This is a genomic window from Ciceribacter azotifigens (assembly GCF_048159625.1).
Lineage (GTDB): Bacteria > Pseudomonadota > Alphaproteobacteria > Rhizobiales > Rhizobiaceae > Allorhizobium > Allorhizobium azotifigens.
On sequence record NZ_JBLQTA010000008.1, the window covers coordinates 52307 to 76258 of the forward strand.

Below are 23952 nucleotides of genomic sequence, written 5' to 3' on the forward strand. Positions count from 1 at the left end.
TTTCACGCCTTTGCAGCGTCGACCCCGTTCGTCCTCTTCGCGTCGCGCCACAGGTCTCATTTGTCCCATGGATTCGAACCGGCGAAACGCCTATATCGAACGACGAGGACCGGAGTGACCGCTGTCGTGTGGCAATGGTCGTATCGATGAATTGCGATACGCGCATCCGGAGCGAACGGTTAAGGCGGATGGAAGCAATGAAGCACTTCGAAGTTGCGGTTGTCGGTGCGGGACTGGCCGGCTCGATTGCGGCGCTGGCGCTGGCCCGCGGCGGTCGCTCGGTGGCGCTCGTCGCGCCGGAGCGCGAGATTGTCGACAAGCGCACCACGGCGCTGATGGACCAATCGATCCGCTTCATGGAGCGGCTGGGGCTCTGGGACGAAATCCGGCCGTCGGCGGAAGCGCTTTCGACCATGCAGATCATCGACGGCACCAGCCGGCTTTTGCGGGCGCCGGTCGTCGCCTTCCGCAGCGCCGAGATCGGTCTCGACGCCTTCGGCTACAATATCCCGAACGAAGCGCTGATTTCCGTATTGAAGAAGGCGGTCGTCGCCGAAAACAACATCACCGGTGTCGCCAATGCGGCCACGCGCATCGAGATCGGTATCGATCGCGTCACGATCACGCTCGAGAATGGCGAAGAGATCACTGCCGACTTCGTCGTCGGCGCCGACGGCCGCGGTTCCAGGACGCGCGAAAGTGCAGGAGTTGCCGTGCGGAGCTGGTCCTATCCGCAAACCGCGGTGGTGCTGAATTTCAAGCATACGCTGCCGCACCGCAACGTCTCGACCGAATTCCACGGCGAATCGGGGCCGTTCACGCAGGTTCCCCTGCCCGGCCTGCGCTCGAGCCTCGTCTGGGTGGTCGAACCTTCAGAAGCGACGCGGCTCACCTCTCTCTCACTGGAGGCACTGAGCGGCGAAGTCGAAAAGCGCATGCAGTCGATGCTCGGCAAGGTGACGGTCGAGGACGGGGTACAGGCCTGGCCGCTTTCCAGCATGACGGCGGCGCGTTTCGGCAAGGGTCGGGCTGCCTTCATCGGCGAGGCGGCGCACGCCTTCCCGCCGATCGGCGCCCAGGGGCTCAATCTCAGCCTGCGCGACGTGATGGTGCTCACTGAAATCCTCTGCTCCCGCGCCGACCGTCCGGTCGACGCTCGCGCCGGCGACAGCTTCGACCGCCGCCGCCGCATCGATGTCGTCAGCCGTACGGCGAGCGTCGATCTCCTCAACCGCTCGCTATTGTCCGATTTCCTGCCGGTACAGGTCCTGCGGACAGCGGGCCTTCACCTGCTATCCGGCTTCGGTCCTCTGCGCCAGCTGGCGATGCGCGAGGGTGTCGAGCCCGGGCGCGGCTTCTCGGCACTGCCGCTGTTTCTGAAGGAACGGCTGAGCGTCAGGGGAAGAGGTCGGGCGGCAAAAGACCGGTCGTGATCGCGTAGAGCAGGCCCGAGACCGTCAGCACCGAAAGCACCGTGGTAATCAGGATCGTCGCGGACGCGCGCTCCTGCCAGACGCCGTATTGCTGGCCGATGACGAAGACGTTGGTCGCCGTCGGCAGCGAGGCGAGCAGGACAGCCGTATAGATCCACAGCGGATCGAAATTGCCGGCAAGGCCGAGCACGATCCAGGCGAGCAGCGGATGTAAAAGCAGCTTGACCGGCACGATGTAGCCGATCTCGGCGGGAATGCGCTTCAGCGGCCGAAGTGCCAGCGTGACCCCCATGGCGAAGAGCGCACACGGCGCGGCAGCCTGGGCGAGATAGTCGATGAGGCGCTGGAGCGCCAGCGGCGGCTCGAAGGAAAGTGCGGCGGCGAGGAAGCCGACCGTCGTCGCGATGATGAAGGGATGGGTGACGATCCGCTTCACCACATCGGCGGCGACCGCCGTCCGCGGCCTCGCATCGCCTCCGGCAAACGCCATCAGCGCCGGCGCGGCGACGAAGTGGGCGGCATTCTCGAAGCAGAAGACCAGCGCGACCGGCACCGCCGCCGCCTCGCCGAAGGCGAGCAGCGCGAGCCCCGGCCCCATGTAGCCGATGTTGCCGTAGGCGCCGGCGAGCGCCTGGATCGTGCAGTCGGCGATCGAATTGCCGCGCACGAATCGGCCGGTCAGGAAGACGAGCAAGAAGATTGCGTAGGTCGCGGCAAGTGAGGCCGCGATGAAATCGATGCGCGTCAATTCCGAAAGCGGCGTGCGCGAGACCAGCTTGAAGAACAACGACGGCAGCGACACGTAGATGACGAAGAAATTCAGCCAGCCGAGGGCGGCTGCCGGCTGCCGGCCGAGTTTGCCGGAGATGTAGCCGATCAGGATCAGCCCGAAAAACGGGAGAACCAGTGCGATGATGTCGGCCATGGGCCCGTCCCGTTTCCTCTCCAGCGTCCGGGCGCACGGCCCGTCGCTCCGGACTTAGCCGATTTGCGAGAGGATTGGAAAGGTCTGCTGGAACCAGATCGCGAGGTTCGAGACGAAACCGAACATGAAGGCGAGCCCGGTCAGCACCAGCAGCGCGCCGATCAGTTTCTCCACGAGGCCGAGATGCCGGCGGAAACGCACGAGGAAGCGCATGAAGGCGCCGGAAAAGGCGGCCGCGATCCAGAAGGGCACCGCGAGGCCGAGCGAATAGACGGCAAGCAGCATCGCCCCGTCGCCGACGGTCTCGCGCGAGGCGGCGACGCCGAGGATCGCGCCGAGCACCGGTCCGATGCAGGGCGTCCAGCCGAAGGCGAAGGCGAGCCCCATCACATAGGCGCCGCCGAGGGTGGCGGGCTTGCCCTGCCCCTGGAAGCGCATTTCGCTCGCGAGAAAGCCGATCCGGAAGATCCCGAGGAAATTGAGCCCCATGACGATGATGATGAGGCCGCCGATCTTGGCAAGCAGGTCGAGATGCTGCCGAAGCAGCGTGCCGATCGTCGACGCGCCGGCACCGAGCGCGACGAAGACGGTCGCAAAACCGAGGGTGAAGGCGAGCGCCGCGAGCATGACGGCGCGCCTTGCCGCCGGATCGGCCTCCGCCCGCCCCTCGCCGCGAAACTGCTCCACGGAGATGCCGGCCATATAGCAGAGATAGGGCGGAACGAGCGGCAGCACGCAGGGCGACAGGAACGACAGGGCACCTGCCAGAAGCGCACTCAACAGGGAAATATCGGCAATCGACACGTCGGGTCTCCGCTATCATTCGATGCGGCCTTCCTACCTTCCGACGGGCTTGCTTGCCAATCACCTTTCCGCGCATGCGGCAATTGGACGGTTTTCCCCGTTTTCGGCACGATTTTTGGGTTGACCGCACGGGGTCGCCTGCATATGTTCCGCGCACTTCCAGAGGAGCCGATTTACTCCTCGACGGGAGCGCGTAGCTCAGCCGGTAGAGCAACTGACTTTTAATCAGTAGGTCCAGGGTTCGAATCCCTGCGCGCTCACCATTTTTCCCAATCGCTTACACAAGATTCGTCAGGGCTTGTTGCAGCTGCCATTGCCGTGGTCTCGCCGCAGCCGTTGATCTCTCTTCCGGGAGCAGGCGGTCACGTCCACCGGCACGGCGCATTTGCTCGACATAATTACATTAGAATAGCATAAATTGTTGATCTGGAGGCTCGCCATGAAGATAGCGTTTTTGGCGGCGATGATTGCGATGTTCTGTGCCGAGGGGGCGATTGCCGAGGAAAAAGCTTGGCTGAAGACCGACAATCTCATCCGGCGTAAGCTCGAAGTCGGCACCCCGTCAGATCCGAAGCAAATCGCAAACGAAACACTTGCCGAAGATTGCAAGAAGACAAACACGTGCCCTTCGGAGGGCCCCTTGCCAGTTGTCAGACCTCAGGTGCGCAAGCTCCTTGAGCAGTCGCAATAGGTACTGCAGGGTTGCATGGCTCGGAGCGACGAACCGGCCTGCCTTAACCTGCGACCGACCGTAACATCCTGTCCTTCATGGCCCGAACAGCCTCGACCGTCGTGCGTCTTTCGCCTGGTTGCGAGAAGCCGAAGGCCGAAAGCCGCGGATCGGCGGCGGTGATCGGCGCACTGCACGAGGCATGAAGCTCGAAGACGCCGGGCAGTGAGAGCAAGGCTTCGACTGTCTCCGGCCGCACGCCGGAACCCGGCATGACCGAGAGCCGGCCGGCGGCCCGGTTCGCGAGCCGTTCGAGTCGCGGCAGTCCCTCGATCGCGGTTCTTGCGCCGCCGGAGGTCAGAATGCGCGAAAATCCGAGCCGGACCGCCGTCTCGAGTGCCTCCTCCTGATCTCGGGCGAGATCGAAGGCGCGGTTAAGCGCTAGGTCCATGCCTTCGGCCGCGGCGATGAGGGGCTTGAGCACCTCTAAATCGAGCCGGCCGTCCGGCTGCAACGCACCGATCACCACGCCCGCAAGCCCCGCCGAGCGGGCCGCGCGGACATCATCGACCATGACGCGCAGATCGTCAGCGGATAATACGAAATCGCCGGTCCGGGGTCGGATCAGCGCATGGACCAGGATCGGCGAACGGGCGGCATGGGCCATGAAGCCGCGTGACGGGGTGAGCCCACCTACGGAGAGTGCGGCGCAGAGTTCGATACGGTCCGCACCGCCCTCGATCGCCGCGGCAAGACCGGCGGGATCGTCGACGCAGACTTCCAGGAGAGGCCTGCGGCGATCACGTCCGCCATCACGTTCCGCCATCGTCCGCCTCCCGCAATGCCGCAGTGCCCGAGCGATCGAGGAGCCGCAACAGCACGATGCCGCATACCCCGCCGAAAGCTCCCAGAATCGCCGTTCCGGCATAGTCGCTGATCGCCGTGCCGAGGGCAAACGCCAGCGAACTGAGGCCGCCGCTCAGGAAGACGTTGACGGCAATCAGCGAACTGCCGAGCCCCGCGCGCTCGGCGATCAGGTCCTGCAGGTATGTGATCGGAACTGAGATGATGCCTGCCGCCCCGAGGCTCGCAACCAGCGTCAGGACGTAGACGTCACGCGGTGCATCGGCAAGGCCCAGGAAGACGAGGTAGGCGGCATAGACCGACGCGCTCGCGATCATGGCGAAGCGCGCGGATGTGCGCGCCTCCACCCACCCCCAGAAGACGATGAAGACGATCTCCAGGAAGGCGACGATGCCGACGATGACGCCGACATCGACCGCCGTGCCCCCCGCCTTGCCGGTGACGACGAGAGGCAGCACCGCGCCGTTGACGTGCAGCATCGAGGATATCAGCGCGATCGCGACGACCCGCGGCAGAACCCTGCCCGAAGCGATCTCGCCCAGAGAGGCGAGGAAGGCGCCGCGCCGGGCGCTGGCGCTTCGTCCGGCATCGGCCTTTGCCGACGACAGGACGAAGAGCAGGAAACAGGCGCCGCAGGCGATGCTCGCAAACAGAAAGGCGGGCAGCATCGAGGGGCCGCCGGCGAGAAGCGCGCCGATGATGCCCGGCACCAGTACCCAGGAGAGCGAGAGCACGGCACGGACAGCCGAGTTGACCGCGATCAGCTCGCGTGCGGCCATGCCGGCGGACCCCGCCCGGATGCTGGCGAAGATCAGCGAATTGATCGAACCGAAGACGGGGATGAAGACGAGCGTGGCGATCACGAAGACGGGCGCCGACGGAAATGCATAGACCATCGCGAACCCGGCAACGCCGAAGAGCGACGCGACGAGCATCGGCCGCCGATAGTGTCCGAGCCGGTCGACGAGAATACCCGCGGCAATGCTCGCGCTGACGTTCACCAGCGCGGCCGCGAAGATCAGGACGGAATAGGCCCGGTCCGACAGTCCGAGTTCACGGATGCCGATCATCGACATGTAGGGCGAGGTGGCCGCTCCCGACGCGCCGAACAGGAAGATCGCGAACGCGCCGGTGCGGACCGGCGGGTGGCGAATGAGGAGCGTCAGGGTCGACAGCATGGCGGCACGTTGCACGAGTTGGAGGTCTAGGTGCCGGTCGTGGCCGCACGGTCCGCCCGGCCGCGAAATCAGTCGCGCCAGCGGGCGGAGACGCGGACCTCCGGCCGGTAGGCAAAATCCTTGACGAAGGGATAGATCGGCTGCGCACGGCGACGGTTCGGCAGCGCCGCGATGTCCTGGTTGATCACCCCGTCGGTCAGCGCCATCAGGTTCGGATTGGCGATCGGGGCGAGTTCAGGCGACAGATAGCCGGATTTCACCACCAGCAGCCGCGCGCCGGCAGGGTCGAGCCCCAGTCGCGCGAAATCCGCGATGTTGTGATAGGGCCGGCGCTTCGCCGCGAGCACCAGCGTGATGCCGCCGATCGTCACGACCGCCTGGCGCTCCGCCGGCGAACCCGGATCGTCGAGCCGCCGCACCGCCGCTTCCGCCTCGACCGAAGGGCTCGCCGGATCGAGCGTTCCGCCGATGGTGAGCCGGAGGCGGGCACCCTCGCCTGCCGCGAAGCAGGCGTCGACGGCCGGCCGGTCGGTGATGCCGGCGACGACGGCTCCGTCGAAATTCCGCGCGATCAGCGCCGTCAGGACGTCGGCACGGTCGCCGACCCCGCCGCCGGTCGGATTGTCGCCGGAGTCCGCGAGGATAACCGGCCGCGTCGCGGCCCGTTCGGCGATGTCGAGCATGTCTTCAAGAGGGCCGGTCACGGGACCGAAGCGGAAGTTTTCGCGGGCATCCCAGTAGGACCGGGCGATTTCGCGTGCCGCCTGCTCGGCGGCGGTCCTGTCGGTCGCCGTCACCACGGCGCAGGCGGTGGCCCGCGGTTCGTCGGCCCAGACATAGCCGACCATCAGGTTGGCGTCCCAGATGCCGGGCACGACGTCGTGCTCCGGCAGCCTGAGATAGAGGCTCTTCGCCGGTTCGTCCTCGGTCGAGGTGCGCTCGCCCGGCAGAAGCACGGGAACCGGCGCCCAGGCGACGCCCGGCCGCTCGCCGGTCTGAAGCGCCCGCAGCAGCATCGACCAGGTGCGCACCATTGTCTCCCGCACGTCGATATGCGGCGCGGTCCGGTAGCCGGCGAAGATATCGAGCTGGTCGACGATTTTCTGGGTCACGTTGCCGTGGAGGTCGTAGCTCGCGGCGACCGGTATCTCCGGACCGACCACGGCACGGGCGGCGGCGATCCAGTCGCCCTCGGCGTCGTCCATGCCCTCGACGTTCATCGCGCCGTGCATGGCGAGATAGAGGCCGTCGATGGGAAGCGCGGACCTCAGGCGATCCAGAAACTCGGCCTTGAACGCCTCGTAGGTCGCCCGCGCCACCGGCCCGCCGGGAACAGCACGGGCATGCAGCAGCGGCAGAGGCTCGATGCCGTCCGCAGACAGGAAGCTGAAATAGTCGGCGGCGAGAAGGTCATCCCCGCGCAACACGCGAAAATCATCAGGCTGCATGAGCACCGGAGACGAGGTGCTGCATTCGGTGTGGATGCCGCCGACGGCAATGCGCAAGGTCATTTGCGGCTCTCCTCAGTAGCGCGGGCTCAGGCGGACGATCGCCGCAAAGCGCAGCCAGTCCTTGTTTCCGGCGGGCGTCCATGCCGCTTCGGCGACGGCCGGCAGGCGCGGGAAGACGAGGTGGTTGAAATAGTCGCGATTGAGGAAATGCTCGGACCAGATGCAGGCCTGCACACCGCGCATGCGCGGTTTCAGCGCTTCCGGGAACTCACCGACGGCCTCGTATGTATAAGTGTGGTGCGGCGGCACGGTTCCCGCCCAGCTCGCGCCCGGCTCCTGCCATTCGCTCGCCTGCACCATGTCGAGATAGTAGGCCTGGCCCGGCGTCATCACCACGTCGTAGCCCTGTTTTGCGAGTTCGAGGCCGACTTCGGGCTTCTGCCAGGCCATCAACAGCGTTCCCGCCGGATCGACGCCGCCTCCGTGGGAGACCTCGTCCCAGCCGGCAAGGCTCCGCCCGCGCTCGTCGAGCATGCCCTGAATGCGCTTCATGAAGTAGGATTGGAGGCCGAAGGTACCCTCGATCCGTTCCCGCTCCATGAGGCTGCGGGCGTGCGGCGAGGCCATCCAGGTGTTCGCCGCGACCTCGTCGCCGCCGATATGGATGAGCTTCGACGGGAAGATGGCGACCATCTCGTCGAAAACCTTGCCGAGGAACTCGTAGGTTCGCTCGATCGCCGGGTTGAGGGCATTGTTGGGATAGCCCTGCACGGAACGATAGCTGTCCGGCGCTTCCTGTCCGTCGGCGAGATCGGGAAGTGCCGCAAGCGCCGCCGTGCTGTGGCCGGGGATGTCGATCTCCGGTACAACCTCGATTGCGAGCGCGGCGGCGTGGGCGACAACCTCCCTCGCCTCCTCCTGCGTATAAAAGCCGCCAACCGGCTCGGCGCCGTTTCCGAGTTGCGGCAGTAGCGGTTCATCCGGACCGCGCAACACGCCGACGGTCGTCAGATCCGGGAACGCCTTGATTTCGAGACGCCAGGCCTCGTCATCCGTCAGGTGCCAGTGGAAGATGTTCATCCGGAACCAGGCGAGGATATCGATCAGCCGCTTGACGTCGGCGACCGGATAGAACTGGCGCGACACGTCGAGATGGCAGCCGCGCCAGCCGTAGCGCGGCGCGTCCGTGATCGTCCCCGATGCCGGAAAACGGAAGGTCCCGGGCTTGGTCCGCGCGCCGTGGAGGAGCTGGGCGAGCACCGTCAACCCGTATTGCCGGCCCGCTGCATCGCCGTAGCGCAAGGTGACGGCGTCGGCCCCGAAGGCGAGCTCGTAGCCCGACGGCGCGACGCCGTCCCGTCTTTCGAAGCGTAGGGCGCGGCCCTCTTGAACCGGAGCCAGCGCAAACGGTACGTGGGCGACGGAATAGAGCCGCTGGAACAGGGACAAGACGGTCTCGATTGCCCGCAATTCGTCGGGCGTGGCACCCGCCGCAGGATGAAGCGCGACCGGGACGGTTTCGCCGGCGGTCAGCGACGCCGTCGCCGGCCAGGGAAGGATCGAGAAGGGCTCCGTCACCTCGCCTTCAGGCAGCAGTTGCGGCGCCGGTTCACTGAGGCGGCCCTCCAGCATCAGGTCACCGACCTCGACGGCGTGGTGACTGCCGTCGGCGAGCGTCAGGTAGGCCGATTTCGCTCCGTCGGTCCTGTGGCGCGCCGGGCGCAGCAGGCCCTCGACGGTGAAGCGCCAGGATCTGCCCGGCGCCAGCGAGAAGCCCGCCGGCGGCGCATATTGATGAAAGTTCGCATTGCGCTTGAGGAAAGTGGCGTTGCCGCAGGCCGGGGTATCGTTGACGCGGGTGAGCGAAGTATAGGCGAGCTTGAAATCCGTGATCGTCTCCGCAGAGAGATTGACCAGCGTGAACACGAAGCCGCCGCCTTCATCTCCGGCGATCGGATACCAGGCATTCTCGAGACGGAATTGGGCCTTGGGCATGATGCGTTCCCCTTCGGTCTTTGCTCAGTAGTGTGGCGATTGCGAGAAGGTGCCGGCGAGCTCGGCCTGCCCGGCCGTCAGGCCGCAGTCGACGGCAAGGCAGACGCCGGTGATTGCCGCCGCCTGGTCGCTCGCAAGGAAGAAGACGGCGTTCGCAACGTCGGCAGGGTCGACGATCCTGCGCAGCGGATACCAGCGCTTCGCTTCCTCAAAGACCTGCGGATTGGCGGCGGCGCGCGCCTCCCAGGCGCGGGTGCGTACCGTGCCGGGAGCGACCGCATTCGCGCGGATGCCGAATTTTCCGTATTCGACGGCGATCAGCTTCGTCAGGTGAATGAGGCCGGCCTTGGCGGCGCTGTAAGCGGGATGGCCGTAGACCGCGAGACCGTTCACCGACGCGATGTTGACCACCGAGCCGCCGCTCTCCTTCAACGCGTCCTCGAAGGCGCGGAAGCAGAGGAAGGGTGCTTCGAGGTTGAGCGCGCTGTCCTTCCGCCAGATCTCTCCGTCGGTGTCGTGCAGACTGACGGCGCGCGCCGCGCCGGCATTGTTGACGAGCGTCTTCACTCGCCCCAGCCGGGCCGCGCGATTGGCGGCATCGGCGAGGCTTTCCTCGCTGGTGACGTCGCAGACCGCGGGGACCATACGCTCCGGCGCTGCCGAGCTCTCGGCCGCGTCCCGCAAGGCCTCGGCATCGATATCGAGAAGCACGACGGCGTCATGGCTTTCGGCGAGCCTTGCGGCGATCGCCCGCCCGATGTCGCCGGCCGCACCCGTCACGACTGCGACGGAGCGGTTCACAGCCGCGCACCGCAAAGGCAGGAGGACGAGCGGATCGTGGACAAGGCTAATCTCCCAGAGGTTGTCGGTCGTCGCCGTCGCGATGTTCGACCAGTTGCTGCTTGATGTGGCGCAGGGTGATCTGCGAGGTCTTGCGGTTGCGGTAGGCGACGAGGCTCGCCAGCACATCCACAACGGCGAGGTAGGCGAAGCGGGTCGATGTCGGACGGAAGATGTTCTCTCCCTCCGGCAGGTCGATGCCGATCACGATTTCGGCGGCGCGGGCGACGGGGCTGTCGCTCTGGGTGAGCGCAATGGTCGCAATGCCGTTCTCGCGGGCGAGATTGAAGCAGCGCACGAGCTCGCCGTTGCGGCCGGAAAGCGACGAGCCGATAATGACGTCGTTCGAGCGAGCCGCCGCCGTCATCATCAGCTGCATGGCGTGGTCGTTGCTGACCGTCACCCGAACGCCGAGCCGGAACAGCCGGTTCTGGATCTCGCCGGCGACCATCGAGGAATTACCACCGGAACCGAAGGCGTAAAGCATTTCCGCTCGCGACAGCCTGTCCGCCGCCTTTTCGAGCATGTCCGGATCGAGCGCCCGGTGAACGAGGTAGAGCGCATTCTGTGCCTTGGTGATGACGTCCGCCGCGACGTCAGCCGGCTGCGTGCTCTCGGCTTCCGGATTGAGGTAGCGCACGCCGACATAGGCGGTGCGGGCAAGGTTCACCTTGAAATCCGCAAAGCTCTGGCAGCCGAGCCGCCGGCAGAAGCGCGTGACCGTCGGCGGCGACACCTCGGCGCGCTCGGCAAGCTCGATGATGGAAGCATTGACGGCGAAATCGAACTGGTTGAGCAAGATATCCACGATACGCTGCTCGGAGGGCGAAAACTGCCCCGTTTCTTCCTGTAATGTCGCGAAAATATCCACTGCAGCCCCTTCCCCGCTTCCGAACGCTATTTCGAAGGCTTGTAGGCTATGCAGTCGATCTCCACCTTGCAATCGACCATCATGGAGGACTGCACGCAGGCGCGGGCGGGCGGATGTTCGCCGAAATACTGCTGGTAGACCTTATTGAAGCTCCAGAAATCGCGGGGATCGTCGAGCCAGACACCGCAGCGCACGACATGCTCGACGGCGTAGCCGGCCTCATGCAGGATGGCGATCAGGTTGGCGATCGCCTTGTGGGTCTGCTCGACGATGCCGCCCTGGACGATCTCGCCGTTCTCCATCGCAACCTGGCCGGAAACATGCAGCCAACCGTCGGCTTCGACCGCACGGGCAAATGGCAGGCGCTGGCCGCCCGCACCGGATTGCTCACTGCCGTAGCGCTTGATCACCATGGGTCGCTCATGCAAATTATTTTCTTCTATGATTGACAAATCACCATGGAAAACCGATTTTGGCCAGAGAAAATTCTACTACATGAAAAGAATTTCAACATGACGACATCCAGAGACCCGTACAGGAATCCGTTTGCCGCCTCCGATGCCGCTCGCCATGCGATCTGGGAGATGCTGGTTCCGCGCGACATCGACGCGTTCCTTGCCGCAGACTGGTCGATGGTCGCGTGCGATTTCATCGAGGAAGGCTTTCTCGGCGTCAGTGGCAATCGTGAGACGAACCCGGACCGCTGGACGCTCGCCTTTCCGACACTCGCAGCCTATCGGGACGAGTGGCTGCGGCAGGCGCACGATTTCGCCGGCAAGACCTACGGCGAGGACCCGCGCACGGCGATCTTCCGCACCACCCGGCTCGAGGAGATCGAGATCGCCGGGGAGGCCGCGCTGGTGCGCAAGAAATTCGACGGCGGCATCCGCATGACCGACGGCGGTCTCGACGTCATGAAATGGCAGACGCTCTATTACTGCCGCCTCCACGAAGGTCGCTGGAAGATCAGCGGATTCACGGGTTACCTGCCCTATCCCATGGGCTGAGGCTCTCTGCTCACGACACCGAAGGCCATCGTCTTGCGCATCTTCACCGCCGCCCTCGCAACGGAAACGAACACCTTCTCGCCCATCTGCATCGACCGGCGCGCCTTCGAGGATTCCCTCTATGCCCCTCCGGGTACCCATCCGCAGACGCCGACGCTCTGCACTGCGCCGATCACGGTCGGCCGCAGGGTTGCCGCGGAGAAGGGCTGGACGCTGATCGAGGGAACGGCGGCCTGGGCCGATCCTGCGGGCCTCATCAACCGCGAGACCTATGAGGGCCTGCGCGACGAAATCCTGGACCAGTTGCGGGCAGCGATGCCCGTCGACGCCGTCGTGCTCGGTCTGCACGGTGCCATGGTCGCGGCCGGCTACATCGATCCGGAGGGCGATCTTCTCACACGCATCCGCGAGATCATAGGGCCGGACGTGCTGCTCTGCGCCGAGCTCGACCCGCACAGCCACTTGACGGCGAAGCGCGTCGCCGCGGCCGACTTCTTTGTCGTGTTCAAGGAGTTTCCGCACACGGATTTCGTCGCCCGCGCCGAGGATCTGTGGAGGATTACGGTCGACACCCTGGAAGGCCGGGTGAAACCGGTCATGACCGTGTTTGATTGCCGGATGATCGACGTCTTCCCGACTTCACGGGAGCCGATGCGTTCCTTCGTCGACAAGCTGATGGCGATCGAGGCGGAGGACGAAGATGTCCTGTCGCTCTCCGTCATCCACGGCTTCATGGCCGGGGACGTACCGGAACTCGGCACGAAGATGATCGCGGTCACCGACGCAAAGCCCGAGAAGGGTGCGCGTCTCGCCCGCGAACTCGGGCTCGAACTCTTTTCGAAACGCGGCACGTTCATGATGCCACAGATCGACGAGACGGAGGCCGTTGAACGCGCGCTTGCCGCCACCCGTGGCCCGGTCGTCATCGCCGACATGTGGGACAATCCCGGCGGCGGCACGGCAGGTGACGCGACCGTCGTCCTGGAGGAACTCCTCTCGCGCGGCGCGACCGACGTGGCCGTCGGCATGATCTGGGACCCGATCGCCGTGCAGCTCTGCATGGCGGCCGGCGAAGGGGCGGAGATCCCCTTGCGTTTCGGCGCGAAGTCCGCGCCGGGCACCGGAAATCCGGTCGACGGGCTCGTCGAGGTCGTGCGTGTCGTGCCGGATGCCGAAATGCGGTTCGGCGAGAGCGTCGCCCCCTTCGGAGACGCAGCACACATCCGCCACAAGGGGATCGATATCGTGCTGAGCAGCGTGCGCGTGCAGAGCTATGATCCGTCGCTCTTCACCGCGCTGGGCATCGATCCGACGAGCATGCGCATCCTTGTGATAAAGTCGACGAACCATTTCTACGCCGCCTTTTCGAAGATCGCCTCGGAAATCCTCTACTGCTCCGCCGGCTCCCCCTACCCGAACGATCCGGCGACCAACCCCTACCGGTATGCAAGGCGTGACATCTGGCCGATGACAGCCGATCCGCACGGCACCGGGGTCACGTAAACACGCACGGTGCAGTGAAGCCCGACAGTCGCCGCTCGCAGCAGGGTATGATAGCGTGATGCGGTCGCAGGACGGACTGCCTGCAGTTGGTTTCCAGGGAGAGAGATATATATGGCGGCATCCGACGGATACCTGCCGAAGGCGCCACGGCTGCGCGGCGGCTGCATGTGCGAGGCCGTGGCCTACGAGGTCGCGGACAAATTCCTTTACGCGATCAACTGCCATTGTTCGAAATGCCGGCGCACGACCGGGGCAGCCTTCAAGCCGATCGCCGGCGTCGCGGTCGAGGACTTCGAGGTTACGGCCGGTACGGACAATCTCTTCCGGCACGGTGATCCGGACGGCATCCACGACATGCATTGCCGCACCTGTGGCTCGCTCGTCTATTCGTGGATCGCCGAGCGCGGTACCGTCAAGGTGCACGTGCCGATGGGCACACTGATGGACGCACCGTCGATCAGGCCGGCGATGCACATCTTCGTCGGCTCGAAGGCGCCGTGGTTCGAGATCACCGACGACCTTCCCCAGTACGAAGGTTTTCCGCCCTGAGCGGACCGGCGCGCCTCACTCCGCGGCGGTGACGGCAGCCGGCAGTTCCAGCCGGCCCCAGTCGATGCGCCGCTCGAGCGCCCTGCCCGAGGGATCGAAGAGATGACAATCCGCCGCCATGATGCCGGTCAGGATCGGCTCTTCGGCACGGATCGGCGCCGACCCCGGCAGGAGCGCGCAATAGGGCTCGCCAGACGGCAGGCTCGCATAGGCGATCGTATTGATGCCGAGCCGCTCGATCACCGAAGGCACGACGCGGATGGCGAGATCGCCGGCGGCAAGGGTCGTATGTTCCGGGCGGATGCCGAGCGTCAGCGTCTCGCCGACGAGACCGGCTGCGGGTTCGACCGCAATCGTCGTCGTCTGCCCCTCGTAGGAAATGGTGACCCCATCCTCGCCGACCGCCGTGCAGGTCACGGGCACAAAGTTCATCTTCGGATTGCCGATGAAGCCGGCGACGAAGAGGTTCTGCGGCTTGTGGTAGAGTTCGAGCGGGGCGCCAACCTGCGCCACGTCGCCGGCGTTCAGCACGACGATGCGATCGGCCATGGTCATCGCCTCGACCTGGTCATGGGTGACGTAGATCATCGTCGCCTTCAGGTCGCGATGGAGCTTTGTGAGCTCGATGCGCATGTCTGAGCGAAGGGCTGCATCGAGGTTCGAAAGCGGCTCGTCGAACAGGAAGATTTTCGGCTCGCGGACAATCGCCCGGCCGATCGCCACACGCTGGCGCTGACCGCCGGAAAGCATGCCCGGCCGCTGCTCCAGACGCTGGTCGAGCTTCAGGATCGTCGCGACCGCCTCGACCTTCTCGCGGATCATCGCCTCCGGCATCTTCTCGACCCGCAGCGGAAAGGCGATGTTTTCGAACACCGACATGTGCGGATAGAGCGCATAGGACTGGAAGACCATGGCGATGCCCCGCTCGACCGGCGGCCTGTCGTTGACCCGCTCGCCGTCGATGACGATATCGCCGCCGGTGGTATCGTCGAGCCCGGCGATCATGCGCAGAAGCGTCGACTTTCCGCAGCCGGAGGGACCGACGAAGACGACGAACTCTCCGTTGCCGATCTCGAGCGACACGCCCTTGATGACTTCGAAATGGCCGTAGGACTTGACGACCCTGTTGAGATTAAGCTGACCCACGTCCCTGTCTCTCCACGCTGCCGGCATCCTTGGGGGTGCCGGCCGTTCCTGCGAAAGCGAGGTCGCGGGCTTTTACCCGCGACCGTCTTGCAGCTTACTTGTACTGGTCGAGTTCGGCGGCAGCCTTCTTCAGGGCATCCGCGGGTTCGGCCTTGCCGGTGACGACCGACTGCACCATCTCGATCATCACGTTCTGGAATCCGCGATAATCGGTGAAGAGCGGTTCCGGGCCGCCATAGGTGATGCCGTCGATCAGCGGCTTCCAGTAGGGATCCTTGGCAACGAACTCGTCGACCTTCGGGCCGGGACGCAGCGGGGTGAGGCCGGCACCGCCCTGCAACTCGTACTCGCCCTGCGGACCAGGAGAGGTGATGAACTTGGCGAATTCGATCGCCTTGTCCTCGACGCCGGAGCCCTTGAAGACAGCGAGGCTGTCAGTGATGAGCAGCGTGCCCTCACCCTTGGCCGAGGGGCCGAGCGGCAGAGGCGCAATGCCCCAGTTCAGGCCGCGCTCCTTGAGGAGGGTCGCCGCGCCCGAGCCGGCCTGGATCATGCCGAGTTTGCCGTCGAGGAAGATCGCACGCACTTCGTTCTGTTCGTAGGCGGTTGGCCCTTCCTCGGAATAGGGCGCGATGTCCTTATAGGCCTGAAGCGCCGCCAGCACTTCCGGGCTGTCGATGACGATCTTGTCGCCGTCGATCACCTTGCCGTTGTTGGTGTAGACCCAATGCATGAACTGATGCATCGTGTTGTCGAAGGTCTTGGCCGGCAGGCCGTAGCCGGCGATTCCCGTCTTCTCCTTGATCTGCTTGGCAAAGGCGATCTCTTCCGCCCAGGTCTTCGGCGGGGTTTCCGGGTCGAGGCCGGCCTGCTTGAAGAGATCCTTGTTCCAGTAAAGAACCTTGGTGGAGAAGGCGATTGGCACGCCCCACTGGGTGTCGTCGAAGGTGACGGTGTCGACGATGTTCGGATAATAGCTCGCCTTCTCCTCGTCGGTCATCGGGACCGGAACGATCATGTCGTTCTGGGCGAATTCCTTGAGCGTGCGCGAACCGACATAAGCGAGCGCGGCCGGAGAGCCGGAAGCGGCGAGCGTCGTCGCCTTGTCCTGGCACTGCGCCCAGCCGACGACTTCCGGAACGACCTTGTAGCCGGCGTTCTTTCCTTCCCATTCCTTGATGTATTTCTCGTGGATCGGGTCGATCTTGTCGCCGCAATAGATCCAGCTGATCTCCTGGTCGGCAGCGAGCGACGGCAGCGCCGAACCGGCAAGAAGCGCCAGCGTGCCTGCGAGAATGCTAAAAGTCCTTTTCATCTGTGGTTCCCCTTATTTTGACAGGTTGGTCTTCGGTATTTCAGATGTGCAGGTCGTCTCCCTACTTCACGGCGCCGGCGGTGAGCCCGCTCACCAGATAACGTTGCAGGAAGAAGATCACGATCAGCGCCGGCGCAATGCCGACGAAGCTTGCGGCCATCAATTCGTTCCAGACCACCTCCTGCCGTCCGAAATAGGCAAAGAGCCCGATCGGCAGCGGCATGTACTCGGTCTTGGAATTGAAGGTCAGCGCGAAGATGAATTGTTGGGCATAGGCGCCGATGAAGGTGGTGATGGCGACGACCGCGATGCCGGGTGCGGCAAGCGGCAGGACCACCCGCCGGAAGGTGTAGAAATAGCCGGCGCCGTCCACATAGGCGGCCTCCTCGAGCTCCATCGGGATGCGCATCATGTAGGTCCGCAGCAGCCAGATCGCCGTCGGAATGAGGAACGCGGCACCGGGGACGATCATTGCGAGATAGGTGTTGAGGACGCCGAAGGAGCGCATCAGCCGGAAGAGCGGAATGAGGAGCACCGCGCCGGAGAACATGTTCACCGCGAGGAAGGCGCCGAGCAGAGCGCCCCTGCCCCTGAAATCGAAGCGCGCGAACGCATAGGCGGCGGGGACAACAAGAAGCAGCACGACCAGGGTCGCCACGCCGGAAATGAAGAAGGAATTGAAGATGTAGCGGGCAAAGCCGGGAACGCTGACCCACATGGTGCGGTAAGCCTCGAAGGAGCCGTTCTCCGGCCAGAAACGGTAGGGCGAGGAGAAGAGCTGGCTGAGCGGCTTCAGCGAAACCAGGAAGCCTTCGACGAAGGGAGCGAGCACGAAGGTCAGGAAGACCGCGATGCCGGCATAGATGCCGACGATCTCGTGCCATCTGTAGCGATTGATCATGGAATTCGGCTGTCTCATCGCTTCTCTCCGACGGCAAGGCGGCTGGTAACGCGGAAGTAGGCGATGCAGAAGATCGACAGGAAGATGCAGATGAGCACCGCGCGGGCAGCACCCTCCCCGTATTTCTTCGACCCGATCGCCGTGCGGTAGGTGTCGATGATCATGGTCGTCGTTTCGCCGGTCGGCCCGCCCTGCGTCAGGATCCAGATTATGTCGAAGGAGTTGAAGGTCGCAATCAGCGAGATCATCGACATGGTGATCATGGCCGGAAGGAGCAGCGGCAGCGTGATCCGGCGGAAACGATAGAAGCGACCGGCGCCGTCCGTCCAGGCGGCTTCGTACAGATCCTGCGGAATGGCCTGGATGGCGGCGAGCATGTAGAGCGTCACCATCGGCACGCCGATCCAGACGTCGGTGAAGATCGTCGCCCAGAATGCCGTCGAGCCGTGGGCGAGGAAGGCGACCGGTCCGTCGACGAAACCGAAACGTTGCAGGAGGCCCGAAATCATGCCGAACTGACCGTTGTACATCCAGCCCCACATGAAGATGCCGATCGCCATCGGCACGATCCACGGCGGCATGGTCAGCACGCGGAAGATCGCGCGGCCCGGCACCGCGGCATTCAGCATGGTGGCGCCGAAGGTGCCGATCAGCATCTTGATCGCCACGGAGAAGAAGGTCCAGACGAAGGTCCGCAGGATGACCTCGGCGAAGGTGGCGTTGAAGATCTTGTCGTAATTCACCCAGCCGATCCAATTCGTCACGCGCTTGAGCGAGGCATCGGTGAACGACAGGACCACGGTATCGACCAGCGGATAGGCGACAATCGCGGCGACATAGAGGATCGCCGGCGCGAGCAACAACCAGGCAAAGATGATGGCGCTTCGTCTGGCCTGCATGGCGGACCTCAGGCGGAGCGGGCGGCGAGCGAAGCCTCGCGACCCTGGAGACACGCGTCGAACCTCGCCCAGACCGGCGCGAGGTCGACCACCTTGCGGCCGAGGCGCGCCTCGTCCATCGCTAGCGCCAGGATGCCGGCTTCGAGCGCATCGATCGCCGAGACCGGCTGCGGACGCCCCTCCTTCACGAAGGCGAGGACGTCGGCCGCCATCTGCTCGTCGGCGCCGTAATGCTGCGACTCTTCGGACGGCGCCGTGTAGGTGTTGGCGACCGTCTTCTCGTTGGTGCGGGCGTCGTGAACATTCATGTAGCCGCGGACGAAATCGCCTTCGGCCATGCCCTTCGATCCGATCACGCAGAAGCGGCGGAACTGGTCCGGCACGTTGAGATTGGTGTGGAAGGTCATCGAAGCGCCGTTCTCGTATTCGACGATCGCGGTCTGATAGTCGATGATGTCGGCATCGCTGTCGAAGACGCGGTCGGACCCCATCCAGCCGCTCGGCTTGCGATGATAGACCTCGAGATCGTTGGCGCCAGTTGCCTCTGGCGCATTCTCCGGCACAAAACTCTTGCGCCCGCCGAAGCTCGCGACGAAGCGCGGACGCGCGCCGACGACACCGTTATAGAGGTCGAGATCGTGGCAGCACTTTTCCAGCATGAAACCGCCGGCGTAGCGCCCGTAACGCCTCCAGTCGCGCATGAAGAAGGCGCCGTGATACGGCTCGATATGCTCGGATGCCTCGATCGAAACGACCTCGCCGAGACGTCCCTCCGCCTGCGCCTTGCGCAGATCGCGATAGAGCGGCGAATAGCGCAGCACGAGGCCGACCAGCAGCCGGTCGTGTCCGTATTTCGCCAGCAGCGAGGCGAGCGCGTAGCTCTCCTCGATGGAGACGACGATCGGCTTCTCGGTGAAGACAGTCAGCCCCGCCTCCAGCCCGATGCGGATGTGCTCCAGGTGGAGGTGATTCGGCGAGCCGATCATCAGGAGATCGAATCGCTCGCCGGCAATCAGCGCCTCCGGCGTCGAATAGGAGCGACCCGGCGAGATGCCGCGCTCCTCAAGGGCCCTCAAACCGGCCGGTGCCGGATCGACATAACCGACGATCTCGAAATCCGGGTCGATCTCACTGAGTATTCGTCCCAGATAGCCGAGACGGAATCCCAGTCCGACGACGGCGACTTTCATGACTTCGTTCCCTGTATTTGCAATTATTTTTCATAGATTGCGCCAGCACCCGACATTCGTCAACACGGAACGGAGCTAGTACGGCCATTCATGAAATCCATTTTCATTCCGGAGGGCGCATACCCGTTGTGCGTCCTCTCATCGGCTCCTTTGTGCCGCGCCTGCCGGAATGGTTAATTCACAATACCAAATAGAGCCCAATCGTCTACCGTGTGTTGCCTATTTTTGTTTGCCGGCGGCTTAAGTTGCTGATTTTACCGGAGTCTTTCTTGCATTCGTCAATGATTTGGTAACATTTGACAAAACCATTTGCTGCAAAGGTCGCTAGTTGGTATGGTTCAGCTCTCCGTAACCTGAAGGGCGCCGATGTACGCTGCGACGATTTCAACCTTTGCCGGCGATTGGCGCTTGTTCCCCATCCGCGCTTGGGGCACACACCGGTCATGAGCGAGACTCTTCCCCTTGAGCAATTGCAGACGGTTCGTGGCGGCCCCCTTTATGTGAGGCTGAAGAAGATGATCCAGGACGCGATGTCCTCGGGTCGACTGAAGCATGGCGACGCCCTCCCCGCAGAGCGGGACATTGCCGATGTCGCCCAAATCAGCCGCGTGACGGTTCGCAAGGCGATCGATGATCTCGTCGCCGATGGCCTGCTGGTGCGGCGGCGAGGTTCGGGCACGTTCGTCGTGACGCCGGTGCCGCGCATGCAGCAACCGCTGAGCCAACTGACGTCGTTCACCGAGGACATGCGGCGGCGCGGCATGGTGGCGGGCTCGATCTGGATCGAGCGCAGCCTTTCCTTCCCCACAGCGGAGGAAACGATGATGCTCGGGCTCGTCGGGGGAGCGCACGTCGCGCGCCTCGTCAGGGTGCGGACGGCGAACGAGATGCCGATCGCGCTCGAGCGCACGAGCCTGCCCGACGACATCCTGCCGGATCCGAATGCAGTCGAGGATTCGCTTTACAAGCTCTTGCTTTCGCGCGGGTTCCGTCCGATCCGGGCGAACCAGCGGATATCCGCTGTCGTGCTGAAGGACGAGGAAACGAAGCTTCTCGGTGTGCCGCCGGGTTCTGCGGCGCTTGCCGTCCAGCGTATCGCCTATCTGGAGTCCGGCCGCGTCATGGAGATGTCGCGTGCGCTCTATCGCAGCGATGCCTACGACCTCGTTGCCGAACTTACGATCGGCTCTCCCTAGAACACGTTATCCGGACGGACCGATGCCGACAAAGATGCGAGAGGAAATCGACGAGATCCCGGTTGCCGCGGCGCGGTTGCTGGAGCGCTCGGCGCGTGAGATTGCGGATGCGGGCCGCGCGCTGCGGGAGCGTAACCCGAGCGTCGTCGTCACCATAGCCCGGGGCTCGTCCGACCATGCGGCCCATTTCCTGAAATATGCGGTGGAACTGGAGCTCGGCCTGCCCGTCGCCTCACTCGGCCCATCGCTCGCCTCGATCTACGGCGCGCCGATGAAACTCGACCGGGCGGCGGCCTTTGCCGTCTCGCAGTCGGGGGCGAGCCCCGACATCGTCGCCATGGCCGAGGGTAGCCGGGTCGGCGGTGCGCTGACACTCGCGCTGGTCAATACCGTGCCCTCGCCGCTTGCGCGTGCGGCATCACTCGCGATCGACATACAGGCAGGGCCGGAGATCGCTGTCGCAGCGACGAAATCCTTCGTCAACTCGGCCGTCGCGGGTCTGGCGATCATAGCGGCATGGAGCGGCAATGCAGAGCTCGGCCGGGCCGTCGCCGAATTGCCGGACCACCTGCAGGCCGCGCTCAAGCTCGACTGGACGAGCATGCTTGAACCGCTTTCCGCAACGGACTCCCTCTACATGCTCGGCCGCGGTCCGACGCTCGCCATCGCTTCCGAGGCAGCGCTGAAATGCAAGGAAACATGCGAGCTCCACGCCGAGGCCTATTCGTCCGCGGAAGTGCTGCACGGTCCGGTGTCTCTGGTCGACCGGGACTTCCCCGTCGTCGCCTTCGCCGCCCGGGACAAGGCGGAAGCTTCGATCGCCGGAACGGTCACGGCACTCGCTGCGAAGAACGCCGCCTGCTTCATCACCTCCGGCGCCGCCGCGGGCGCTCACGCCCTGCCCTTCGTCGCGACGGGTCATCCGCTCACCGATGCACTGGCGCTCGTCGTTCCCTACTATGGTTTCATCGAAGCCCTGTCGCGCGCACGCGGCTTCGACCCCGACAAGCCAGCCGCCCTCAAGAAAGTGACCGAAACCAGATGAGCACTCCCCTGTTCATCGCCGCGAGCCGTATCTTCGACGGCGAGCAGTTCCTGACCGATACCGGACTCATCGTTGAGGACGGCAAGGTCACGACCCAGCTTCCGGCGGCGGAGCGCCCCGCCGGCTGCCGGCTGCTCATTCTCGACGAAGCGACGGTCGTGCCGGGCTTCGTCGATCTTCAGGTGAACGGCGGCGGCGGCGTGCTCTTCAACAATGCGCCTACACTCGACGGCATCCGTACCATCTGTGACACCCATGCCCGCTTCGGCACGACATCGCTCATGGTGACGCTGATCACCGACACTGCGGACGTGCGGGAAAATGCCATCGAGGCGGCCGCGGAGGCGGCGGCACGGGATCTGCCCGGCTATCTCGGGCTCCATTTCGAAGGGCCTCATCTGTCGCTCGCCCGCAAGGGTACGCATGATCCGGCGCTCGTTCGTCCGATGGCCGCCGAAGATCTCGCGGCATTGGTCGCCTGCGGCAACCGGATCGGCCACGCGATGACGACGGTGGCGCCGGAAAACGTGACGCCGTCGCAAGTCTCGGCGCTGGTTGCCGCCGGCTTCAAGGTGAGCCTCGGCCACACCGACTGCACGGCGGTCGATGTCCCCGCCTACGTCGCCGCCGGAGCAAGCCTGATCACGCACCTCTTCAACGCGATGAGCCAGCTCGGCAACCGGGAACCCGGGCTCGTGGGGGCCGCCCTTTCCGAGGGCGCGCTCCATTGCGGCCTGATCGCCGACGGCTTCCACGTCGATCCGGTGACGATGGGCGTGGCGCTCAGGGCGAAACGCGGCCCCGGCCGGATCTTCCTCGTCACGGATGCCATGTCGAGCATCGGCAGCGACGAGACCGGCTTCGAACTCAACGGCCGCCAGGTCTACCGCCGCGACGGTCGCCTGACGCTCGCCGACGGCACGCTGGCCGGCGCGGACATCGACATGTTGACCAGTGTGCGTCTCGCACACCGGACGCTCGATCTGCCGCTCGAGGAGGCCCTGCGTATGGCGAGCGCCTATCCGGCGGAGGCGATCGGCGCGACGTCCAAGGGCCGGCTCATGCCGGACTGCGACGCCGATTTCGCCGTCCTGTCGCCGGAGCTCGAACTCCGTTCCACCTGGATCGGGGGCGAGTGTGTCTTCGACGCGACAGCGGCCGGAAGCGCCCGATGATCGTCTGTTTCGATATCGGCGGAACGGCAATCAAGGGCGCCATCGCGACCAGTCCCGACGACATCCGGCAATTTCCGCGCGTCCCAACCCCGGCTGACGACTTCGACGCCTTCGTCGCCGCGCTGCGCACCGTGATCGACGCAGCCGGCGGGCGGCCCGACTGCATCGCGCTCTCGATCGCCGGCATCATCGATCCGGACAGCCGACGCGCCGTCGTCGCCAACATTCCCTGCATCCACGGACGTCCGCTGGCTGCCGATCTCGCAGCGGCCCTGGGGCTTCCCGTCGTCGTCGCCAACGACGCGGACTGCTTCGTGCTGGCGGAGGCCGGACTGGGCGCCGGGCGCGGCCACCGGATCGTCTTCGGCGTCATCCTCGGCACCGGTGTCGGCGGCGGGCTCGTCATCGACGGCAGGCTCATCAACAGCGACGGCGGTTTTGCCGGCGAATGGGGACACGGCCCGGTCGCCGCGACCGAAGCCGGCAATCCCCCGGTGCATCTGCCGCGGTTTGCGTGCGGCTGCGGACAGAAGGGCTGCATCGACGCGACCTGCAGTGCCCGCGGGCTCGAAAAGCTGCATTACCACATCCACGGCGTTTCGCTGACCAGCGAAGAGATCATCGGGGCCTGGTCGAAGGGAGATGCGGCGGCCGCACGGACGATCGACGTCTATGTCGACGTGATCGCGAGCCCGCTGGCGCTCGTCGTAAACGTGACCGGCGCGACGATCCTGCCGGTCGGCGGCGGGCTTTCGAATGCCAGAGGCCTGCTTTCCGCCATCGATGAAGCAGTGCGAGGGCGCACGCTTCGTCGTTTTCCGCAGCCGATCGTCGTTCCGGCCGAGTGCCGGATGGAACCGGGTCTGATCGGCGCCGCACTGCTCGGGCTGGAAGCCGCGGCCGAAGCCCGTTAGGCGCCGCACGACGGCAACCGGCCACATCACCATTACCGATATTTCATTATCACCTGTAACCGTCTTGTGCGACACACGGCT

Annotated in this window: 23 protein-coding genes and 1 tRNA gene; 10 read left to right on the forward strand and 14 right to left on the reverse strand. The window is 64.8% G+C overall.

Translation table 11 applies throughout. The features are described from left to right. Positions 1–197: 197 nt before the first annotated feature. Positions 198–1433 (forward strand): UbiH/UbiF family hydroxylase, encoded by a 1236-nt coding sequence (locus ACM6UT_RS13115; RefSeq protein ID WP_416797791.1) that lies wholly within the window; start codon positions 198–200, stop codon positions 1431–1433. On the opposite strand, the gene ACM6UT_RS13120 is transcribed toward ACM6UT_RS13115, so the two are convergent. Both ACM6UT_RS13120 and ACM6UT_RS13125 read right to left on the reverse strand, forming a co-directional pair. Next, complete coding sequence (locus ACM6UT_RS13120; RefSeq protein WP_416797792.1) at positions 1396–2358, reverse strand: AEC family transporter; 963 nt, start codon at positions 2356–2358, stop codon at positions 1396–1398. The two genes, ACM6UT_RS13115 and ACM6UT_RS13120, sit on opposite strands and share 38 nt — an antisense overlap. 54 nt (positions 2359–2412) lie before the next feature. Beyond that, positions 2413–3162, reverse strand: coding sequence for a cytochrome c biogenesis CcdA family protein (locus tag ACM6UT_RS13125; protein WP_416797793.1), 750 nt, complete (start codon positions 3160–3162; stop codon positions 2413–2415). A gap of 187 nt (positions 3163–3349) precedes the next feature. Between ACM6UT_RS13125 and ACM6UT_RS13130 the strand changes: the two genes are divergently transcribed. Both ACM6UT_RS13130 and ACM6UT_RS13135 read left to right on the forward strand, forming a co-directional pair. Further along, positions 3350–3425 (forward strand) — tRNA-Lys (locus ACM6UT_RS13130). Positions 3426–3601: 176 nt separating this feature from the next. Then, positions 3602–3853, forward strand: a complete 252-nt coding sequence (locus ACM6UT_RS13135) for a hypothetical protein (RefSeq protein ID WP_416797794.1) — start codon at positions 3602–3604, stop codon at positions 3851–3853. A gap of 43 nt (positions 3854–3896) precedes the next feature. Here ACM6UT_RS13135 and ACM6UT_RS13140 read toward each other — a convergent pair whose 3' ends face one another. The 7 genes from ACM6UT_RS13140 to ACM6UT_RS13170 form a co-directional block, all read right to left on the reverse strand. Beyond that, the gene (locus tag ACM6UT_RS13140; protein ID WP_416797795.1) at positions 3897–4658 is read right to left on the reverse strand and encodes a copper homeostasis protein CutC; all 762 of its coding nucleotides are present in this window, start codon (positions 4656–4658) and stop codon (positions 3897–3899) included. Beyond that, positions 4645–5874 (reverse strand): MFS transporter, encoded by a 1230-nt coding sequence (locus ACM6UT_RS13145; protein WP_416797796.1) that lies wholly within the window; start codon positions 5872–5874, stop codon positions 4645–4647. Before ACM6UT_RS13145 ends, ACM6UT_RS13140 begins: the two co-directional genes overlap by 14 nt. A gap of 68 nt (positions 5875–5942) precedes the next feature. After that, a complete protein-coding gene (locus ACM6UT_RS13150; protein ID WP_416797929.1) occupies positions 5943–7379 on the reverse strand; it encodes a M81 family metallopeptidase in 1437 nt (478 codons plus the stop codon). Positions 7380–7397: 18 nt separating this feature from the next. Further along, positions 7398–9320: a beta-N-acetylhexosaminidase gene (locus ACM6UT_RS13155; protein ID WP_416797797.1), complete on the reverse strand. Its 1923-nt coding sequence runs from the start codon at positions 9318–9320 to the stop codon at positions 7398–7400. A gap of 24 nt (positions 9321–9344) precedes the next feature. After that, positions 9345–10121, reverse strand: coding sequence for an SDR family oxidoreductase (locus ACM6UT_RS13160; RefSeq protein WP_416797798.1), 777 nt, complete (start codon positions 10119–10121; stop codon positions 9345–9347). A 46-nt stretch (positions 10122–10167) separates the two neighbouring features. Next, positions 10168–11031 (reverse strand): MurR/RpiR family transcriptional regulator, encoded by an 864-nt coding sequence (locus tag ACM6UT_RS13165; RefSeq protein ID WP_416797799.1) that lies wholly within the window; start codon positions 11029–11031, stop codon positions 10168–10170. A 26-nt stretch (positions 11032–11057) separates the two neighbouring features. Then, the gene (locus tag ACM6UT_RS13170) at positions 11058–11444 is read right to left on the reverse strand and encodes a RidA family protein (protein WP_416797930.1); all 387 of its coding nucleotides are present in this window, start codon (positions 11442–11444) and stop codon (positions 11058–11060) included. Positions 11445–11543: 99 nt separating this feature from the next. Between ACM6UT_RS13170 and ACM6UT_RS13175 the strand changes: the two genes are divergently transcribed. The 3 genes from ACM6UT_RS13175 to ACM6UT_RS13185 all read left to right on the forward strand — a co-directional run bounded on the left by ACM6UT_RS13175 (position 11544) and on the right by ACM6UT_RS13185 (position 14090). Beyond that, entirely contained in the window at positions 11544–12038 is a 495-nt protein-coding gene (locus ACM6UT_RS13175) for a hypothetical protein (RefSeq protein ID WP_416797800.1), read from the forward strand. 33 nt (positions 12039–12071) lie between these two features. Next, a complete protein-coding gene (locus ACM6UT_RS13180; protein WP_416797801.1) occupies positions 12072–13541 on the forward strand; it encodes a M81 family metallopeptidase in 1470 nt (489 codons plus the stop codon). Positions 13542–13652: 111 nt separating this feature from the next. Next, a complete protein-coding gene (locus ACM6UT_RS13185) occupies positions 13653–14090 on the forward strand; it encodes a GFA family protein (RefSeq protein ID WP_416797802.1) in 438 nt (145 codons plus the stop codon). Positions 14091–14105: 15 nt separating this feature from the next. Here ACM6UT_RS13185 and ACM6UT_RS13190 read toward each other — a convergent pair whose 3' ends face one another. The 5 genes from ACM6UT_RS13190 to ACM6UT_RS13210 all read right to left on the reverse strand — a co-directional run bounded on the left by ACM6UT_RS13190 (position 14106) and on the right by ACM6UT_RS13210 (position 19541). Beyond that, a complete protein-coding gene (locus ACM6UT_RS13190; protein ID WP_416797803.1) occupies positions 14106–15236 on the reverse strand; it encodes an ABC transporter ATP-binding protein in 1131 nt (376 codons plus the stop codon). A gap of 94 nt (positions 15237–15330) precedes the next feature. Further along, on the reverse strand, positions 15331–16551 hold the full coding sequence (locus tag ACM6UT_RS13195) for an ABC transporter substrate-binding protein (RefSeq protein WP_416797804.1): 1221 nt from the start codon (positions 16549–16551) through the stop codon (positions 15331–15333). A gap of 61 nt (positions 16552–16612) precedes the next feature. Beyond that, positions 16613–17470, reverse strand: a complete 858-nt coding sequence (locus ACM6UT_RS13200) for a carbohydrate ABC transporter permease (RefSeq protein ID WP_416797805.1) — start codon at positions 17468–17470, stop codon at positions 16613–16615. Then, a complete protein-coding gene (locus ACM6UT_RS13205) occupies positions 17467–18351 on the reverse strand; it encodes a carbohydrate ABC transporter permease (RefSeq protein WP_416797806.1) in 885 nt (294 codons plus the stop codon). Before ACM6UT_RS13205 ends, ACM6UT_RS13200 begins: the two co-directional genes overlap by 4 nt. Positions 18352–18359: 8 nt before the next feature. After that, on the reverse strand, positions 18360–19541 hold the full coding sequence (locus ACM6UT_RS13210) for a Gfo/Idh/MocA family protein (RefSeq protein ID WP_416797807.1): 1182 nt from the start codon (positions 19539–19541) through the stop codon (positions 18360–18362). Between the two features lie 443 nt (positions 19542–19984). Here ACM6UT_RS13210 and ACM6UT_RS13215 point away from each other — a divergent pair, with 443 nt between their 5' ends. From ACM6UT_RS13215 to ACM6UT_RS13230, 4 genes are read left to right on the forward strand one after another with little or no spacing between them, the layout of a single operon-like run. Beyond that, on the forward strand, positions 19985–20737 hold the full coding sequence (locus ACM6UT_RS13215) for a GntR family transcriptional regulator (protein ID WP_416797808.1): 753 nt from the start codon (positions 19985–19987) through the stop codon (positions 20735–20737). A gap of 22 nt (positions 20738–20759) precedes the next feature. Beyond that, positions 20760–21782 carry an SIS domain-containing protein gene (locus tag ACM6UT_RS13220; RefSeq protein WP_416797809.1) on the forward strand — a complete coding sequence of 341 codons (1023 nt, stop codon included), beginning with the start codon at positions 20760–20762 and terminating at the stop codon, positions 21780–21782. Next, positions 21779–22957, forward strand: coding sequence for an N-acetylglucosamine-6-phosphate deacetylase (gene nagA / locus ACM6UT_RS13225; protein ID WP_416797810.1), 1179 nt, complete (start codon positions 21779–21781; stop codon positions 22955–22957). The genes ACM6UT_RS13220 and nagA overlap by 4 nt, the downstream gene beginning before the upstream one ends. Beyond that, positions 22954–23871, forward strand: coding sequence for an ROK family protein (locus ACM6UT_RS13230; RefSeq protein ID WP_416797811.1), 918 nt, complete (start codon positions 22954–22956; stop codon positions 23869–23871). The genes nagA and ACM6UT_RS13230 overlap by 4 nt, the downstream gene beginning before the upstream one ends. Positions 23872–23952: the final 81 nt, after the last annotated feature.

Excerpts from the sequence above, each read along its gene's own strand:
- ACM6UT_RS13115 (WP_416797791.1), top strand. The coding sequence starts at position 198 with ATGAAGCACTTCGAAGTTGCGGTTGTCGGTGCGGGACTGGCCGGCTCG.
- ACM6UT_RS13120 (WP_416797792.1), bottom strand. The coding sequence starts at position 2,358 with ATGGCCGACATCATCGCACTGGTTCTCCCGTTTTTCGGGCTGATCCTG.
- ACM6UT_RS13135 (WP_416797794.1), top strand. The coding sequence starts at position 3,602 with ATGAAGATAGCGTTTTTGGCGGCGATGATTGCGATGTTCTGTGCCGAG.
- ACM6UT_RS13140 (WP_416797795.1), bottom strand. The coding sequence starts at position 4,658 with ATGGCGGAACGTGATGGCGGACGTGATCGCCGCAGGCCTCTCCTGGAA.
- ACM6UT_RS13145 (WP_416797796.1), bottom strand. The coding sequence starts at position 5,874 with ATGCTGTCGACCCTGACGCTCCTCATTCGCCACCCGCCGGTCCGCACC.
- ACM6UT_RS13155 (WP_416797797.1), bottom strand. The coding sequence starts at position 9,320 with ATGCCCAAGGCCCAATTCCGTCTCGAGAATGCCTGGTATCCGATCGCC.
- ACM6UT_RS13170 (WP_416797930.1), bottom strand. The coding sequence starts at position 11,444 with ATGGTGATCAAGCGCTACGGCAGTGAGCAATCCGGTGCGGGCGGCCAG.
- ACM6UT_RS13175 (WP_416797800.1), top strand. The coding sequence starts at position 11,544 with ATGACGACATCCAGAGACCCGTACAGGAATCCGTTTGCCGCCTCCGAT.
- ACM6UT_RS13185 (WP_416797802.1), top strand. The coding sequence starts at position 13,653 with ATGGCGGCATCCGACGGATACCTGCCGAAGGCGCCACGGCTGCGCGGC.
- ACM6UT_RS13195 (WP_416797804.1), bottom strand. The coding sequence starts at position 16,551 with ATGAAAAGGACTTTTAGCATTCTCGCAGGCACGCTGGCGCTTCTTGCC.
- ACM6UT_RS13200 (WP_416797805.1), bottom strand. The coding sequence starts at position 17,470 with ATGAGACAGCCGAATTCCATGATCAATCGCTACAGATGGCACGAGATC.
- ACM6UT_RS13205 (WP_416797806.1), bottom strand. The coding sequence starts at position 18,351 with ATGCAGGCCAGACGAAGCGCCATCATCTTTGCCTGGTTGTTGCTCGCG.
- ACM6UT_RS13210 (WP_416797807.1), bottom strand. The coding sequence starts at position 19,541 with ATGAAAGTCGCCGTCGTCGGACTGGGATTCCGTCTCGGCTATCTGGGA.
- ACM6UT_RS13215 (WP_416797808.1), top strand. The coding sequence starts at position 19,985 with ATGAGCGAGACTCTTCCCCTTGAGCAATTGCAGACGGTTCGTGGCGGC.
- ACM6UT_RS13220 (WP_416797809.1), top strand. The coding sequence starts at position 20,760 with ATGCCGACAAAGATGCGAGAGGAAATCGACGAGATCCCGGTTGCCGCG.
- nagA (WP_416797810.1), top strand. The coding sequence starts at position 21,779 with ATGAGCACTCCCCTGTTCATCGCCGCGAGCCGTATCTTCGACGGCGAG.
- ACM6UT_RS13230 (WP_416797811.1), top strand. The coding sequence starts at position 22,954 with ATGATCGTCTGTTTCGATATCGGCGGAACGGCAATCAAGGGCGCCATC.